A 16356-nucleotide genomic window follows, 5' to 3' on the forward strand; every position below is an offset into this window, starting at 1 on the left:
TCAGAGACCTGTAGCACTCGGAGGCCGGGTTCGCGTGACGCGAGCCCGGCCTCTGCTCGTGTCACGGCCGGTCAGGTGAGCCGTGCGGACGCTCCCCGGGTCGGGGCTGTCGGCGGCGGCCCCTGCTGTGTCGACCGTGGGGGCGGTGTCTGGGGCTTGCTGTGACGTCTACGGCAATGTTTAGCGTCGGCGTTGTGGGAATGAGATTTTCGGTCAGTTACAGCACGCCCTACTTCGGGGTGGAGCCGGAGCGGTTGGTGGGGTATGCGCGGCATGCTGAGGAGTGCGGCTTCGAGGGGCTGTACCTGCCGGAGCATGTCGTGGTGTTCCCGGGGGCCAAGGTGGGGGCGCACGAGATCCCGGCGGGGTTGCCGTATGCGGATCCGGTGGAGTGTTTGAGTTTTGTCGCCGCGGCAACGGATCGGTTGCTGTTGGGGACGGGTGTGTTGTTGTTGCCCTACCACCATCCGGTGGTGTTGGCGAAGCGGCTGGCCACCCTGGACGTGCTGTCGAAGGGGCGGATGCGGCTGCTGACCGTCGGCCTGGGGACACTGCCGGGGGAGGCGGCGGCGATGGGGGTGGACTTCGCGGCGCGTGGGCGGCGGGCTGATGAGGCGATCGACGTGATGCGACTGTTGTGGTCGGGGGGCGAGGACGGGGTCAGTTTCGACGGGGAGTTCTTCTCGTTCGAGGACGCGTGCAGCTTTCCCAAACCGCACGGGGGCGGTGTGCTGCCGATTCATGTCGGGGGGTCCAGTCGGGCGGCGGCGCGGCGGGCGGGACGCCGGGGGGACGGGTACTTCCCGGGGGGCGCGTTGACGCCGGACGAGCGGGCCTCGCGGCTGGCGTTGGCCAGGGACACCGCCGCCCGGAACGGGCGGGACCCCGACGCCCTGGAGTACACGCGGTGGGGGTCGATCGACCTGACCGTCGGGCAGGTCGACGCGCTCGCGGCGCAGGGGGTGACCCGGCTGGTCGTCAGCGCCACCGAGACCGATCCCGCTCGGCAGCGGGACCAGCTCACGGCGTTCGCGCGGCGGTTCCGGATCGGGCGGTAGTCAGGTAAACCGGGTCGACGGGGCGGACACGCTGGGGCGATGGAGGTCCAGCGCGCGCTCGTGAGTCACCGGGTAAACCGGGTCGACAGGGTGGACACGCTGGGGCGATGGAGGTCCAGCGCGCGCTCGTGAGTCACCGGGTAAACCGGGTCGACAGGGTGGACACACTGGAGCAATGGACATCCAGCGCACGCTCGTCAGTCACGCTCCGTCGCGGCGGCGGCCACAGGTCGTGCTCCGACGGCTGCTGGACACCGTCCCGGAACACGCGACCGGCGCCGAGCTCGTCGCCGAGCTGGAACGGCGGGTCGCCGAACTGCTCGGCAAACCCCGGGCGCTGCTGTTCCCCACCGGCACCATGACCCAGCAGGTCGCGCTGCGCGTCCACGCCGAACGCACCGGGCGACGCTCCTTCCTCGCCCACCCGACCAACCACCTCGAACTCTGGGAGAAACACGGCTACGCCGACGTCCACGGCCTGCGTTTCCAACCCGTCGGCGAACCGCACAGCCTGCTGACCCTCGACGACCTCACCGGCGCCACCATCGAACCCGCGGCCGCGCTGCTGCTCGAACTGCCCCAACGCGAGATCGGCGGACCTCTCCCCACCTGGGACGACCTGGTCGCCCAGGTCGACTGGGCGCACGCGCACGGCGCCGCCACCCACCTCGACGGCGCCCGCCTCTGGGAGGCGCAACCCTTCTACGGCCGGCCGCACGCCGAGATCGCCGCGCTGTTCGACACCGCCTACGTGTCCCTCTACAAAGGACTCGGTGGGATCAGTGGCGGGATGCTCGCCGGGCCGGCCGAGGTCATCGACGCCGCGGTCGTGTGGCGGCGGCGGCTCGGCGGCGACCTGCCGGACCCCTGGCCCTTCGCGCTCGCGGGCCTCGCCGGGCTCGACGAACGCGTCACGCGGATGGCCGACTACCGCGACCACGCGGTCGCCATCGCCTCGGCGTTGTCCGCCGCCGGGATCGCCGAGGTGTACCCGGATCCGCCGTGCACGGCCATGTTCCACCTGTCCCTGCCCGTCGCGGCCGCCGACCTCGACCGGGCCAACCAGGACATCATGGCCGAGCGCGGCCTCCAGGTGATCTCCCGCGCCCAGCCGCGCCACCCCGGGCGCTGCACCGTCGAGGTCACGGTGTCCGAGAACGCCATGGAGTTCACGCCCGACGAGGTCGTCGCGCTCTACCGGGAGCTGCTCGAACGCGCCGCCGGTCAGTCCTGAGTGAACGGAACGGTGGTGCAGATCCGCTTGAACCCCAAGCGTTCCAGCGTCGGGCGGCTCGTCGGCAGCGCGTCGGTCCGCAGGTAGCGGTAGCCCCGGTCGGCGGCCAGCCGCGCCCGGTGGGCGACCATCGCGCGGTAGATCCCGCGCCGCCGCCACCGCGCCACCGTGCCGCCACCCCACAGGCTCGCGAAGTCCGTGCCCACATGGAAATCGACCCTGGCCGCGCACACCGGCTCGTCGCCGGCCAACGCCAGCACCGCGGCCAGCGCACCGGACGCCATCCGGGCGCGCATCGCCTCGACCATCGGGCCGTGGTCGCCGCCGAAGACCTCGTCGTGCACCCGCTTCACCAGCCGCAGGTCCTCGTCGGTGGTCGCCTCGCGCAGCGTGATGCCCGGCGGGGGCGGCGTGTCCAGCGGCGTGTCGGCCACCGCCGCGACCAGCACCGTCTCCTCCTCGCCCGCGCTCAGACCCGCGGCACGCAGCCGCGCCGGCAGGTCGGCCGGCCGGTCGTAGGAGTAGTACTTCCACTCGAAGCGCCGGCCGTGGCCGGTGAAGTAGGCGATCTGGTCGGCGATCACCGCATCGGCGGTCGACTCGTCCAGCGACGACCACTCCACACCGTTCCACCCCGACGGGTCGTTGCTCAGACAACGGATCACCGGCCCGACACGCTCGAACAGGCCACCGTCCAGCGACGGCCGGACCACGTCGCGCAACTGGGAGTCGAACGCGGTGAGCACCTCGTCAGCCATGCGGCAAGTCCAGCACAGCGGGGCAAGCCGATTTGTAGGCTCGCCCGGGTGGACTGCTACATCTGCGCCAAACACTGGGACCCGGCCGGACAGGTCGACGGCGACGACCTGGTCGTCGTCTCGCACGTCGCCCACGACGCGCCCGGCCAGGACGGCGCCCCGGTCTACCTCGGGCACCTGGTCGTCGAACCCCGCCGGCACGTCGCCGGCCTCGGGGACCTGACCGGCGACGAGGCCGCCGCGCTCGGCCGCTGGCTGGCCCGCGCCGCCGACGCGCTGCGCACCGACGCCGGCGCCGAGCACGTGTACTCCATGGTCGTCGGGCACCAGATCGACCACCTGCACGTCCACCTCGTCCCGCGCTACCCGGGCACGCCCCGCGAGTACTGGTGGTCGCGGCTGGGCGAGTGGCCCGACGCCCCGCTCGGTGATGTCGCTGACGTCGCCCGGGTCGTCAGCGGGCTGCGGGCACACCTCCAGCGGCAGGGCAGATAGTGTTCGGCAGGCGCCCCTCCAACCCCGTCCAGGGAGGCACTCACCATGCACCAGCCGGCGATCTCGCACCTGGCAGCGGCCGACCCCGTGCTCGCTCAGCTCATCGAGGGCGAGGCCCAACGTCAGTTCGAGAAGGTGCGGCTGATCGCCTCCGAGAACTACGTGTCCACGGCGGTCCTCGAAGCCACCGGAACGGTACTGACCAACAAGTACTCCGAGGGCTACGCCGGCAAGCGGTACTACGAAGGGCAACAGTTCATCGACCCGATCGAGTCGATGGCCATCGAACGGGCGAAATCGCTGTTCGGTGTTGACCACGCCAACGTGCAGACCTACTCGGGGTCGCCGGCCAATCTCGCCGTCTACCTGGCGGTCGCCTCGCCCGGCGACACCGTCATGGGCATGGCGCTGCCCGCCGGCGGTCACCTCACCCACGGCTGGTCGGTCTCGGCCACCGGCAAGTGGTTCCGCTCCGTGCAGTACGGGGTGCGCAAGGACACCGGCCGCATCGACCTCGACGAGGTGCGTGACCTCGCCCTCGCCGAACGCCCGAAGCTGATCTTCTGCGGCGGCACGGCCATCCCCAGGACCATCGACTTCCCCGCCTTCGCCGAGATCGCCCGCGAGGTCGGCGCGGTGCTCGTCGCCGACATCGCGCACATCGCCGGCTTGGTCGCCGGCGGGGCGCACCCGTCGCCGGTCGGGCACGCGGAGATCATCTCCACCACCACGCACAAGACCCTGCGCGGCCCGCGCGGCGCCATGCTGATGTCCGACGCCGCGCACGCCAAGGCCCTGGACAAGGCCGTGTTCCCCGGGTTGCAGGGTGGCCCGCACAACCACACCACGGCCGCCATCGCGGTCGCGCTCGCCGAGGCGGCGCAGCCCTCGTTCCGCGAGTACGCGGCCAACATCGTCGCCAACGCCAAGGCGCTGGCCGACGCGCTCGTGGCGCGCGGGTTCGAACTGGTGTCCGGCGGGACCGACAACCACCTGATCCTGATGGACCTGACGAACAAGGGCATCGGCGGCAAGCCGGCCGCCAAGGCGCTGGACCAGGCCGGGATCGAGCTGAACTACAACACCGTGCCGTTCGACCCGCGCAAGCCGTTCGACCCGTCCGGGGTGCGGCTGGGCACCTCCGCGATCACCACCCGTGGACTCGGCGTCGAGCAGATGCCGCAGATCGCGGAATGGATCGACCGGGCGGTCGCCGCCGGTGACGACGCCGAGCTGACGGCCATCGCCGGCGAGGTCGCCGAACTGCTGGCCGGCTACCCGATGCCGGGCTGGGCGTAAAGAGGTCGCCGTTCTCGGTCAGTGGCTCGTGGGCCGGCGCGGGCCGGGCCGCTGACCGAGAGCGCGTTGGTCTTCGTTGCGGGTGCTTCGTTCCTGGCTGGTTGGGTGCTTCGAGTTGTCCACAGGCCGGGCCCGAAGAGGGCTTTCCAGCCCGTTTCTCGATTAGAATGGCTTGAGGGGTGCCCCCGTGGAGGGTGGGGGTCTACCTACCTGTTGGGTTTGTTGGTTTGTTGGGTTGTGGGGTGTTTGAGGGGGCTGGGTGGTGGGTGTTGCGCGGGGTGGGGTTGGGTTGTCGGCGGATTGTGCGGGCGGCCCCTCACGCCTCAAGGCCCTGACATGGGCTGGGGTCTGGGTTCGTGTTCACCTGTGGGCCTCTTGACCCGTGAGCCTCCGCCGCCCTGACGCAGGGCTCATGGGGCAGGGCTGGCGCCCTGCCCCACCGTGGCCCGCCGACAACCCCAACGCCCTCACCGCTCCCGGTACGCCAAGCTGTGGCCACACCGAGTCGTCGCGGTCGTGATCGACGGTGTTGGTTTCGTGGTGCTTGCGGTCATGGTCGGCGTGTTGGTTCGTGTCCGTTCGCTGTGTCGCCGTTTCGGTTGCGGGGTGTGGGTTTCCTATTTCAGGGTTTTGGGGTTGCTGGGGGTGCTTTCGTTGTTCGTGCGGTCCAGGGCGGTGATGACGTAGGTGTACTTCCTGCCCTTGGCCGCCGTGGTGTCGGTGTAGGTGGTCGTTCGGCCGGTCGTGGTGGCGATCAGGTTGCGGGCGTCGGTGGTGGCGCAGTGGGCCGACGTTCCGTCCACGCGGTACACGGCGTAGCCGTCGGTGCGGTGGTCGGTGCTCACCCAGCGGAGCTGGGCGCCGGTCCCGGTTCGGGTGGCCTTGGTGATGACGGGGCGGCGGGGGGCCTTGGCCGCGAGGCGGTCGGGGGTGGGGGTGAGGGCGGGGGTGGTGTAGTGGTCGCGGGCGACGATGTCCATGTGGGACAGGGCGTTCTCGCGGACCTGGACGGCCGAGAAGTAGATGTCTCCCTGGACTTCGGGGTGGGAGCGGTTGAACGTCAGGTGGTCGCTGATCTCGTTCGGGTTGTGCCAGGGCGCGGCCTGGGCCGGATCGGCGACCTTGTAGTTCGCCTGGCCGATGTAGAGGGACACGTCGGTGTCGGTGACCACGTCGGACCACCAGGGGACCAGGGCGGCGTAGTCGGCGACGGTGAAACCGATGTTCCAGTACACCTGGGGGACGATGTAGTCCAGCCACCCCTCACGGACCCACTTGCGGGTGTCCGCGTACAGGTCGTCGTAGGTCTGGACGCCGCCCTGGGTGGGGGAGCCGGTGGGGTCGGTGGAGGCGTTGCGCCAGATGGCGAACGGGCTCACGCCGAACTGGACGTGGGGTTTCGTCGCGCGGATCCTGGTCGACAGGCCCTCGATGAGCTGGTCGATGTTGTCGCGGCGCCAGTCGGCGAGGGAGTCGAAACCGGCGCCGTGTTCGGCGTAGGTGTCGGCGTCGTCAAAGGTCTGGCCGGCCACGGGGTAGGGGTAGAAGTAGTCGTCGAAGTGGACGGCGTCGAGGTCGTAGCGGGTGACGGCGTCCATGATCGCGTCGGTGGTGAAGTCGCGGACCTCGGGCAGGCCCGGGTCGTAGTACAACTTGCCGCCATAGGGGATCACCCAGTCGGGGTTCACTCGGGCGGGGTGGGTGGGGACCAGGGCGTTGACGTCCGTGGTCATCGACACCCGGTAGGGGTTGAACCAGGCGTGGAACTCCAGGTTCCGCTCGTGCGCCTCCGTCACCGCGAACGCCAGCGGGTCGTAGCCCGGGTCCGTGCCCTGCGTGCCGCTGAGCCACCGCGACCACGGTTCGAACGGCGAGGGCCAGAACGCGTCGGCGGTCGGCCTCACCTGCACCACCACCGCGTTCAGCCCCAGCTCCACCGCCTCGTCGTACCAGCCGGTCAGCTCGTCGCGTTGCTGGTCGGCGGTCAGGCCGGGGCGCGAGGGCCAGTCGATGTTGGACACGCTGGCGATCCACTCGGCGCGCAGCTGCCGCTTGGGTGTTCGGGGATCGGGAGCGGGGCAGTCACGGCCATCGGTCGGTGGGGCGGCGGTGGCGGCCGGCGGCACGGTCAGCGCGACGGCGGCAACGGCAACGGTCAGTAGTGCACGGACGACTCGGCGCATGGGCGAGAGTCTGCTGGCTCGCGCACCGCCAGGGAAGCCCACCAGTTTGTCTGGATTGTCGCTGAATCCATCCCGAAAGCGACCGGGGTCACAGATTATTCAGTTGTCGACCCGCCCGTCAGCGGTTCATGCTTGTATCGAGCAACTACTTGGATGCTGCAAGCAAGGTTGGAGAAGCCATGGTCGCTCCGGACGCCCACGCTCGATCCGGACCACCGGCGGAACCCGATCACACCACCACCGACCCCGACACCGGCCCCGACGCCGAGGTCGGCCGCCGGCTGGCCGGGGCGATCTTCGCTCTGGGCAAGCAACAGGCGACGCTGGGTCACAAGATGAGCCGATCGGGTGTCGACCGGTCGACGATCGTCCTGCTCAAGACGATGGTCGCCCTGGGCCCCAGCCGATCGAGCGAGCTCGCCGCCGCGGTCCACTCCGACCCGTCGACGGTCTCCCGCCAGGTCGCGGGCCTGGTCCGCGACGGGCTGGTGGAGCGCCGCGCCGACCCGGCCGACGGCCGGGCCAGCGTGCTCGCGCCGACCACCGCCGGCGTCGAGATGCTCGAACGCCAGCGGCACCGGGTGGGAATGGCCCTGGCCAAGGTGGTCACGCAGTGGGAACCCGACGACGTGTCCCAGTTCCTCGAGTTGCTTGAGCGCTTCGTGGTCGACCACGAACGCGCGCTACCAACGATGATCAGCGAATGCGCCACAGCGCGTTCCGAAGGGGAGAAGGACTAGATGTCGCAACCAACCTCGCGCGACGCGAGCGAGGTGAGAGGTTCGTCCGAGGGGGGACCAACCGCACTGTCGCACCGCGAGATCCTCACGGTGCTCGCCGGCCTGATCCTGGGCATGCTGCTCGCCGCCCTCGACATGACGATCATGGCGTCGGCCACCAAGACCATCGCCGACCAGCTCCACGGCCAGACCATCCAGGCCTGGGTCACCACCGCGTACCTGATCACCTCGACCCTGTCGACCCCGTTGTACGGCAAGCTGTCCGACATCCTCGGCCGCAAACCGATGTACCTGTCCGCGATCACCCTGTTCCTGGTCGGCTCGGTGCTCTCCGGGGTCGCGGGCTCGATGTACGAACTGGCCGCGTTCCGCGCCGTGCAGGGCCTGGGCGCCGGTGGTCTGATGTCGCTGGCGCTGGCGATCATCGCCGACCTGGTGCCGCCCCGGGAACGCAGCCGCTACCAGGGCTACTTCATGGGCGTGTGGGGAATCTCCAGCGTCGCCGGTCCGGTCGTCGGCGGGTTCTTCGCCGGTGCCGGCACCTTCGCCGGGATCGACGGCTGGCGCTGGGTGTTCCTGGTGAACGTGCCGATCGGCATCGTCGCGCTGTTCGTCGTCGCGAAGTTCCTCAACGTGCCGCACACCAGGGTCAACCACCGGGTCGACTACTGGGGCGCCGGCGCGCTCACCCTGGCACTGGTCCCGCTGCTGATCGTGGCCGAACAGGGCCGCGAATGGGGCTGGGGATCGGGAACCTCGCTGGCGATGTTCGGGATCGGCGCGGTGGGCATCGTCGCCTTCCTGCTCGTCGAACGGGCCATGGGTGACGAGGCGTTACTTCCGCTGCGGCTGTTCCGCCGCTCGGTGTTCTCGCTGACCAACCTGATCAACTTCATCATGGGTCTCGGGATGTTCGGGATGATGATGTCGCTGCCGCTGTACCTGCAGATCGTCAAGGGTGCGACACCGACCGAGTCCGGTCTGCTGACCATCCCGATGACCGCCGGCATCCTGGTCGCCTCGATGGGCAGCGGCATCCTGATCTCCAGGACCGGCCGGTACAAGCGGTTCCCGCTCACCGGCCTGGCCGTGGTGTCGGTGTCGATGTTCCTGTTCGCGCGGATCGGGGTGGACACCGCGCTCGGCGTCACCATGCTGATCATGGGCCTGGCCGGGCTGGGCCTCGGGCTGTGCATGCAGACGCTGATCCTGGCGATCCAGAACGACGTGCCGGCCAAGGACATGGGCGTGGCCACCTCGTCGGCGACGTTCTTCCGGTCCATCGGCGGAACCGTTGGCACGGCGGTGTTCCTGTCCATCCTGTTCACCGTCACGCTCAACAACCTGCCGGCCGTCGGCGGTGGCGGTGGCGGTGGCGGGGTCGACCTGAACGACACGTCGTTCCTGGCGACGCTGCCGCCCGAGCAGGCGCGGCCGATCCTGGAGGCGTTCACCTCCGGGGTGAGCACGGTGTTCACCGTCGGCGGGATCGTCGTGGCCATCGGGTTCCTGCTGATGTGGTTCCTGCGCGAGGTTCCGCTCTCGGACAAGTCCGGGATCGAGCGGGCCGCCGCCGACGCGGAGGAGACCACCGCGAAGGTCCACTGAGGACCCAGGGGAGAGGTGGGGCCCCGCGCCGGCACGGCGCGGGGCCTTTCCTCGTCCGGTCAGTGCACCGGCATGCCCTCGTCCTTGAGCCGCTGGTAGGAGCGGACGATCTCGGCCTCGGCCTCGGTGCGCCCGACCCAGGTCGCGCCCTCGACGCTCTTGCCGGGCTCGAGGTCCTTGTAGACCTCGAAGAAGTGCTGGATCTCCAGGCGGTGGTACTCGGCGAGGTGGTGGATGTCGCGCAGGTGCTCGGTGCGCGGGTCCTCGGCCGGCACGCACAGGACCTTGTCGTCGCCGCCCTTCTCGTCGGTCATCCGGAACATGCCGATGGCGCGGGACTTGATCAGGCAGCCGGGGAAGGTCGGCTCCTGGACCAGGACGAGCGCGTCCAGCGGGTCGCCGTCCTCACCGAGCGTGTTCTCGACGAAGCCGTAGTCGGCCGGGTACTGCGTGGCGGTGAAGAGGGTCCGGTCCAACCGGATGCGTCCGGTGACGTGGTCCATCTCGTACTTGTTCCGCTCCCCCTTGGGGATCTCGATCGTTACGTCGAACTCCACTGCGCCTCGCTCAAGTCGGCTCCTCCTGCGGTGCCATTAGTGTGATGCACCGGAGGGAATCACACCGGGGAGGGCACGTGCCGCAGTCAGGGGATGGCTGGCCGACCGTCGACGACGACGGGACGCCGGTCACCGGCCCGACGGACGACTCGTCCGCTGGTCAGGCGCAGCCGGCCTGGCCAGCACCGACCGAGGCGGAACCGGACCGCCCCTGGCCGGGGGCCGACGACGATGAGCCAAGTCTCACACAGGGTGACAAGTCTCACGGGACTGAACGAGCCTGGCCGGGCGAGTCCTCGGAGGACCACTCCAGCTGGTTCGGGTCGGCCACCGACGACTCCCCGGCCGACTCGTCGGCGGACTCCCCCGCCGACGACGCGGCGCCGCCGGCAGCGGGTGACCGAGGCCTGTTCGAACCCGCCAGGACCTGGCCGTCGGCCGACGGGACACCCGCCGAACCGCCCTCCCACGACCAGTTCCGCCCCGCCAAGGACACCCCGCCCGACACCCCGCCCGACTCCCCGGCCGACGACGAACCGGCCGGCGGCGCCTACTGGGACGACTCGGCCCCGCCCGGCCCCACCGGCACCGTCGGCGACGACCGGCCCGACACCTGGGCCCCCGGCTCCGCGACGACGCGTCTCGACGAGCGCGCCGATGACGAGCGCGCCGGCGGCCGGGAAGGCCCCGACAGCCCCGGTGGGTTCCGTCCGGCGGGGGCCGGTGACGGGCCGCCGCGCTTCGATGGGCCGGCGGGGCGTGGCCCGGACAGCCCCGGTGGGTTCCGTCCGGAGAGGGCTGGTGACGGGGCCGCGCGCTTCGGTGGTCCGGCCGCGAGTGGTCGGGAGGGCCCGGACAGTCCCGGTGGGTTCCGCCCGGACGGCCCCGGTAACGGGACGGCGCGGTTCGGCGGACCCGCGGAGACCCGGGAGCGCCCGGACGGCCCCGGTGACCGGACGACCCGCTTCGGCGGCCCCGCCGACAACCCGGACAGACCGGACAGTCCTGGCGGCCTCGCCGCGCGTCTCGACGGCGACGCGCGGCCCGAGGGCGCCCACCTCTGGCCGGGACGGCTCAGGGGCGACGAGCGTTCCTGGTCCGACCCGAGGAGACCGGACCCGCCCCGACCGCCGTTCCAGCAGGGCCCGCCCGGCGAGGCGACCGTGCGCGTCCAACCGGTCCAACCCGGCCGGCAGGACCAGTGGCCACCGCCCGAACCGCCCCGCGCGGCACCGTGGCGGGTCGAGCCACGCACCGAGCCACGCGCCGAATCGCGCGCCGAGGACACCCCGCCGCCCGACGAGCCCGACACCGACGAGGACACCCCGACCCCGGGCAACCGCCGGCGGCTGGTGATCACCCTGGTCGCGGTGGTCGCCGTGCTGGGGCTGGCGGCCGGCGTCGTGTTCGGTGTGCCGGGGCTGTCGGACAAGCTCGGGATCACCGACGGCGAACCGGAGGTCGTCGTCGAGCCGCCGGCGCCGCCGGTGGAGTTCCAGCCCGGACTGCGGGCGCCCGACGGTGCCGCGCCGGCGCCCAGCGCCGCCGGGGTGCAGGCCGCGCTGGCCGGCCCGGCGTCCTCGCCGGCCCTGGGCACGCTCACCGGCGTCGTGGTCGACCCGGCCACCGGCGAGACGCTCTGGCAGGCCAGCCCGGACACGCCGCTCACCCCGGCCTCGACCGGCAAACTGCTCACCGCCGCCGCCGCGCTGCTCAGCGTCGAGCACACCGCCCAGTTCAGCACCACGGTCGTGGAGGGCGCCGAGCCCGGCTCGGTGATCATCGTCGGCGGCGGTGACCCGACGCTGTCCTCGCTCAAGGATGGCGTCGAGTCGGTCTACCCGGGCGCCGCGCGCCTCGGTGACCTGGTCGAGCAGGTCAAGGCCGCCGGCACGCCGGTGAACTCCGTCCAGGTCGACCTGAGCCGCTTCGCCGGCGACAGCTCGGCCAGGGGCTGGCTGCCGGCCGACATCGCCGCCGGGTACATCACGCCGATCGTCCCGGCGATGCTCGACGGCGGCCGTTCGGACGCCACCGCGCAGAACGGCACCCGCACCGCGAACCCGGCCCGCGCGCTGGCCGAGGAGTTCGCCGCCCGGATCGGCGCCAGCGTGCCGACCTCCGCCGAGCAGACCGCCCCGGAGGGCGCGAAGGTCCTCGGCGAGGTCCGTTCGGCGCCGCTGGTCGAGCTGGTCGACACCATTCTGCGCACCTCCGACAACGTCCTGGCCGAGGCCATCGCCCGCGAGGTCGCGCACACCGCCGGCAAGGAGGTCTCCTTCGACGGCGGTAGCCAGGCGACGTTGGACGTGTTGCGCGACAACGGGTTCGACATCAACGGTGTGGTGCTCGCCGACGGCAGTGGACTGTCCACAGAGGACAGGGTGCCGGCCAAGCTGCTCGGCGAGATCCTCGCCGTCGCCGCCGCGCCCGACGGCGAGGACCCCCGCACCGCCAAGCTCCGCCCGCTGCTGGGCGGCCTGCCGGTCGCCGGCGGCAGCGGCACCCTCGACGACCGCTACGGCACCCAGGAAGCCGTGGCGGGCAAGGGTTACGTCCGCGCCAAGACCGGCACGCTCTCGGGCGTCAACTCCCTCGCCGGGGTCGTGCTCAACCAGGACGGCCGGGTCATGGTGTTCGCGCTGATGACCGGCGACACCGACTCCAGCGCCCGCCCCGCCCTCGACGCCATCGCCGCCACCCTGCGTGGCTGTGGTTGCGGATAGGCCACCATGGCGCCACCGTGGCGCCACCGTGCGATTCGTCCGGTAGCGTCGCTGGTGTGAGTGCTGCCGCGGAATCGGACGAGTCGACGGGGAATCGCGAGCCTGTCGACTGGGGCATCGCCGTGGCCACCGCCAACAGACTGGTCAAACCGGGTCCGGTGGTCCCCCGCGAGGAGGCCGAACGCACCGTCGAGCAGCTGCGCGAGGTCACCGGGGTCGCCGAGAGTCACGTCCGCGAACTGACCGGCCTCGGCGCCGGGCTCCCGCTGCTGCCCGGTGACGTCGTCGACCGGCGGGGCTGGGTCGCCGCCGCCGCCGAGGGCCTGGCGGCGCTGACCGACGGCGCGTTGCCCGCCAACACGCCGAACCGGGCCATGGGCGGCGTGCTCGCCGGCAGCGCCGGGGTCCAGGCCGGCATGGTGCTCGCCTACCTCGGCAGCCGGGTACTCGGCCAGTACGACCCGTTCGGCGGCGGCGAGGGCCGGCTGCTGCTGGTCGCGCCGAACATCGTCGCCGCGCACCGCGCGCTGGACGTGCCGGGCGAGGACTTCCGGATGTGGGTCTGCCTGCACGAGTGCACCCACCGGCTCCAGTTCACCGCCGTGCCGTGGCTGCGTGACTACTTCTCCGGCGAGGTCCGCAACTTCCTCACCGGCCTGGACGAGACGGCCAGCGGCGCCATGAACCGCCTGCCGGACATGATCAAGACCCTGCGCCGCCGCTCCGACGACGACACCACCTCCAGCGGCGGCCCGGTCGGGATCGTCGAGATGCTCCAGACCCCCGGCCAGCGCGCCGTGTTCGACCGGCTGATCGCGCTGTCCACCCTGCTGGAGGGCCACGCCGACCACGTCATGGACGCCGTGGGCCCCACCGTCGTGCCCACCGTCGCCACCATCCGCGCCCGCTTCACCGCGCGGCGGCGCGGCGGCGGCGTGCTCGACCGGATCCTGCGCACCCTGCTCGGCGTGGACGCCAAGGTGAAGCAGTACGCCGTCGGCGCCGCGTTCACCCGCCACGTCGTCGACGCTGTCGGCATGGACGGCTTCAACGCCATCTGGACCTCGCCGGACACCCTGCCGCTGCGCGCCGAACTCGGCGACCCGGCGGCCTGGGTCGCCCGCGTCCATCCGTGAGCCCACTCGACGACGTCCGGCGGGCCGTGCGGTCACTGCTCGACGAGGCCGGTGACCCGCCGGCCGTGGCGCTGGCCGTCTCCGGCGGGGCCGACTCGCTCGCCCTCGCCGCCGCCACCGCCCAGCTCGCGCGACGCCGGGGCACCCACCTGCTGGGCCTGGTCGTCGACCACCGGCTCCAGCCGGGCTCGGCGACCGTCGCCGCCACCGCCGCCGGCCAGCTGCGCGACCTGGGGTGCGTCGAGGTCCGGGTGCTCGCGGTCGACGTCGACGGCCCCGGCGGGCCGGAGGCCGCCGCCCGCCGCGCCCGCTACACCGCCTTACGCACCGCCGCGCCCGACCGTCTCGTGCTGCTCGGCCACACCCTCGACGACCAGGCCGAGACCGTGCTCCTCGGCCTCGGCCGGGGCTCCGGCCCCCGCTCCCTGGCCGGCATGCGCCGCCTCGACCCGCCGTGGGGGCGGCCGCTGCTGGGCCTGCGGCGCGCCACCACCGCCGCCGCCTGCGCCGAACTCGGGCTCGACCCGTGGCAGGACCCGCACAACGCCGACCCGTCCTACACCCGCGTCCGGCTGCGCCGCGAGGTGCTGCCGCTGCTGGAGGATGTGCTCAACGGCGGCGTCGCCCCGGCGCTGGCCAGGACCGCCGCGCAGCTGCGCGAGGACGCCGAGGCGCTCGACGCGCTCGCCGGTCAGCGGCCGGCCGGCGACGGTCCGCTGGAGGTCGCGGGCCTGGCGGGGGAGCCGCCGGCACTGCGCCGCCGCGTGCTGCGACGATGGCTCCTCGGCGCCGGTGTACGGGAACTCACCGACGCCCACCTCCGGTCGGTCGACGCGCTGATCGGTGAGTGGCACGGACAGGGCGGTGTGTGGCTGCCCGGCGGCTTGGAGGTCAGCCGGGCACGTGGCAGGCTCGTGGTGACCGGGTGAGTGGAGAGGGGTCCATGTGTACGGCGACGACATCGCCTCCGTGCTGATTACCGAGAAGGAGATCCACGAGAAGATCGGGGAGCTGGCCAAACAGGTCTCCGACGACTACCCGGAACGCGGTGATCGCGACGACCTGGTGCTGGTCGCGGTGCTCAAGGGCGCGGTCATGTTCATGACCGACCTGTCGCGGTCGCTGACCGTGCCGGTGCAGATGGAGTTCATGGCCGTCAGCTCCTACGGCTCGGCGACCTCGTCGTCGGGGGTCGTGCGGATCCTCAAGGACCTCGACCGGGACATCGCCGGCCGGCACGTGCTGATCGTCGAGGACATCATCGACTCCGGCCTGACACTGTCCTGGCTGCTCAAGAACCTCCAGTCGCGCAACCCCGCCTCGCTGGAGGTGTGCACGCTGCTGCGCAAGCCGGACGCGGTGAAGGTCGAGGTGCCGGTGCGCTACGTCGGCTTCGAGATCCCCAACGAGTTCGTCGTCGGCTACGGGCTGGACTTCGCGGAGCGTTATCGCGACCTGCCCTACATCGGCACGCTGGATCCCAAGGTGTACTCCTCCTGACGTTGCGTCATTCGGTTCCCGGGTGTAGGGGCAGTGAGATAATCTCGACTTCGGTGGAGCGCCGCACGGAGGCGGTGTGAACCGGCCACACCATGGGGAGCATCGGGTGTACGAGTCAGTCGGAAGCGCCGTCACGGCGTTCAGCAGCGCCGCGGCCAGCGGCCAGGTGACCATCGAGGCCGCCGCCGCCGAGGACGCCCTCAACAAGATCACCAAGGTCAAGGACGAACTGATCACGCTCCTGCAGGGCACCAGCTTCGGCGGTGGGGGTTGGGACGTGCGGCTGGGGGCGAACCCGGTCGGCCAGGCCATGGCCAGCAAGTCCGTCGGCCGCTACGAGGGCTCCGACTCCTTCACCGCCGCGCTGCGGCTGCTGCTCGACGAGACGCAGAAGGCCGAGGAGGCCCTGCGGCGCAGCATCGACAACTACATCGAGATCGACGACGACTTCGCCGACAACTACGGGCGCCAGGCGTGACCCGTGCCGTGACGAAGGTGGCGCTGTTCCTCGGCGCCGCCGGTCTCACGGTGCTCACCGCCTGCGGGGGTGAGTCCACGGCCGGCGAGCCGGCCGCCACCGACCCACCGGCGAGCACCTCCGCCGAGGCCGGGAGTCCGCCGTCGAGCGAGGACGAGTCCGGCGACTACTCGCTGTCGGACCTGTGCGGGCTGCTCACCGCCGAGGAGGCCGAGGACATGGGCGCGGCCGCCCCGGGCCGACCGGGCAACAGCATCAGCGACGGCCACCCCATCTGCACCTGGTCGAACGAGACCTCGCTGGTCGTCCGGTTGCAGGAAGGGCGCGACCTGGCCACCGTGCGGCCCAGCGACGACGTCACCGTCACCGAGACCACCGTCGCCGGCGTGCCGGCCATCAAGGTGCGGACCGCGTCGATCAACGCCTGCGAGATCGCTGTGGAGACGGCCAGTGACAACCTCGTCGGCGCCAGCGCGGCGCCGCTGTCGGCCGGTGAGGGCAAGTACGACCCGTGTGTGGTGGCGGACGAGTTCGCGGCCATTGTCGTGCCGAGGGTCAAGGACCTGTAGGGAACAAAGGGGGAG

The 16356-nt window shown here is 71.5% G+C and carries 15 protein-coding genes; 12 read left to right on the plus strand and 3 right to left on the minus strand.

Annotation, left to right across the window (positions count from 1 at the left end; all coding sequences use genetic code 11):
• Positions 1-200 precede the first annotated feature (200 nt).
• Entirely contained in the window at positions 201-1058 is an 858-nt protein-coding gene (locus BLA60_RS26010) for a TIGR03619 family F420-dependent LLM class oxidoreductase (RefSeq protein ID WP_075135697.1), read from the plus strand.
• A 175-nt stretch (positions 1059-1233) separates the two neighbouring features.
• Positions 1234-2292: a threonine aldolase family protein gene (locus BLA60_RS26015; protein WP_075135621.1), complete on the plus strand. Its 1059-nt coding sequence runs from the start codon at positions 1234-1236 to the stop codon at positions 2290-2292.
• On the opposite strand, the gene BLA60_RS26020 is transcribed toward BLA60_RS26015, so the two are convergent.
• On the minus strand, positions 2283-3050 hold the full coding sequence (locus BLA60_RS26020; protein ID WP_075135622.1) for a GNAT family N-acetyltransferase: 768 nt from the start codon (positions 3048-3050) through the stop codon (positions 2283-2285). The two genes, BLA60_RS26015 and BLA60_RS26020, sit on opposite strands and share 10 nt — an antisense overlap.
• Before the next feature lie 48 nt (positions 3051-3098).
• On the opposite strand from BLA60_RS26020, the gene BLA60_RS44285 reads away from it, so the two are divergent.
• Positions 3099-3545: an HIT family protein gene (locus tag BLA60_RS44285; protein ID WP_075135623.1), complete on the plus strand. Its 447-nt coding sequence runs from the start codon at positions 3099-3101 to the stop codon at positions 3543-3545.
• 45 nt (positions 3546-3590) lie between these two features.
• Positions 3591-4844, plus strand: a complete 1254-nt coding sequence (gene glyA / locus BLA60_RS26030) for a serine hydroxymethyltransferase (RefSeq protein ID WP_075135624.1) — start codon at positions 3591-3593, stop codon at positions 4842-4844.
• 617 nt (positions 4845-5461) lie between these two features.
• Here glyA and BLA60_RS26035 read toward each other — a convergent pair.
• The gene (locus tag BLA60_RS26035; protein WP_075135625.1) at positions 5462-7027 is read right to left on the minus strand and encodes a glycoside hydrolase family 10-like protein; all 1566 of its coding nucleotides are present in this window, start codon (positions 7025-7027) and stop codon (positions 5462-5464) included.
• Between the two features lie 179 nt (positions 7028-7206).
• On the opposite strand from BLA60_RS26035, the gene BLA60_RS26040 reads away from it, so the two are divergent.
• Entirely contained in the window at positions 7207-7767 is a 561-nt protein-coding gene (locus BLA60_RS26040; protein WP_075135626.1) for a MarR family winged helix-turn-helix transcriptional regulator, read from the plus strand.
• Positions 7768-9375: an MDR family MFS transporter gene (locus tag BLA60_RS26045; RefSeq protein WP_075135627.1), complete on the plus strand. Its 1608-nt coding sequence runs from the start codon at positions 7768-7770 to the stop codon at positions 9373-9375.
• A gap of 59 nt (positions 9376-9434) precedes the next feature.
• Here BLA60_RS26045 and BLA60_RS26050 read toward each other — a convergent pair whose 3' ends face one another.
• Positions 9435-9932: an inorganic diphosphatase gene (locus tag BLA60_RS26050; RefSeq protein WP_075135628.1), complete on the minus strand. Its 498-nt coding sequence runs from the start codon at positions 9930-9932 to the stop codon at positions 9435-9437.
• Between the two features lie 77 nt (positions 9933-10009).
• Between BLA60_RS26050 and dacB the strand changes: the two genes are divergently transcribed.
• The 6 genes from dacB to BLA60_RS26080 all read left to right on the plus strand — a co-directional run bounded on the left by dacB (position 10010) and on the right by BLA60_RS26080 (position 16341).
• Positions 10010-12658 (plus strand): D-alanyl-D-alanine carboxypeptidase/D-alanyl-D-alanine endopeptidase, encoded by a 2649-nt coding sequence (gene dacB, locus BLA60_RS26055; RefSeq protein ID WP_075135629.1) that lies wholly within the window; start codon positions 10010-10012, stop codon positions 12656-12658.
• Positions 12659-12714: 56 nt separating this feature from the next.
• A complete protein-coding gene (locus BLA60_RS26060; protein ID WP_075135630.1) occupies positions 12715-13794 on the plus strand; it encodes a zinc-dependent metalloprotease in 1080 nt (359 codons plus the stop codon).
• Positions 13770-14723, plus strand: a complete 954-nt coding sequence (gene tilS, locus BLA60_RS26065) for a tRNA lysidine(34) synthetase TilS (protein WP_075135631.1) — start codon at positions 13770-13772, stop codon at positions 14721-14723. The genes BLA60_RS26060 and tilS overlap by 25 nt, the downstream gene beginning before the upstream one ends.
• A 16-nt stretch (positions 14724-14739) precedes the next feature.
• Entirely contained in the window at positions 14740-15294 is a 555-nt protein-coding gene (hpt, locus tag BLA60_RS26070) for a hypoxanthine phosphoribosyltransferase (RefSeq protein ID WP_075135632.1), read from the plus strand.
• 106 nt (positions 15295-15400) lie between these two features.
• Positions 15401-15772: a hypothetical protein gene (locus BLA60_RS43595; protein ID WP_075135633.1), complete on the plus strand. Its 372-nt coding sequence runs from the start codon at positions 15401-15403 to the stop codon at positions 15770-15772.
• Positions 15769-16341 (plus strand): DUF3558 domain-containing protein, encoded by a 573-nt coding sequence (locus BLA60_RS26080; RefSeq protein ID WP_075135634.1) that lies wholly within the window; start codon positions 15769-15771, stop codon positions 16339-16341. The genes BLA60_RS43595 and BLA60_RS26080 overlap by 4 nt, the downstream gene beginning before the upstream one ends.
• Positions 16342-16356 lie beyond the last annotated feature (15 nt).

Origin of the sequence: Actinophytocola xinjiangensis, assembly GCF_001921215.1 — a bacterium.
In the GTDB taxonomy this organism is placed as follows: Bacteria; Actinomycetota; Actinomycetes; order Mycobacteriales; family Pseudonocardiaceae; genus Actinophytocola; species Actinophytocola xinjiangensis.

Excerpts from the sequence above, each read along its gene's own strand:
- BLA60_RS26020 (WP_075135622.1), bottom strand. The coding sequence starts at position 3,050 with ATGGCTGACGAGGTGCTCACCGCGTTCGACTCCCAGTTGCGCGACGTG.
- BLA60_RS26010 (WP_075135697.1), top strand. The coding sequence starts at position 201 with ATGAGATTTTCGGTCAGTTACAGCACGCCCTACTTCGGGGTGGAGCCG.
- glyA (WP_075135624.1), top strand. The coding sequence starts at position 3,591 with ATGCACCAGCCGGCGATCTCGCACCTGGCAGCGGCCGACCCCGTGCTC.
- BLA60_RS26045 (WP_075135627.1), top strand. The coding sequence starts at position 7,768 with ATGTCGCAACCAACCTCGCGCGACGCGAGCGAGGTGAGAGGTTCGTCC.
- BLA60_RS26015 (WP_075135621.1), top strand. The coding sequence starts at position 1,234 with ATGGACATCCAGCGCACGCTCGTCAGTCACGCTCCGTCGCGGCGGCGG.
- BLA60_RS26035 (WP_075135625.1), bottom strand. The coding sequence starts at position 7,027 with ATGCGCCGAGTCGTCCGTGCACTACTGACCGTTGCCGTTGCCGCCGTC.
- BLA60_RS26040 (WP_075135626.1), top strand. The coding sequence starts at position 7,207 with ATGGTCGCTCCGGACGCCCACGCTCGATCCGGACCACCGGCGGAACCC.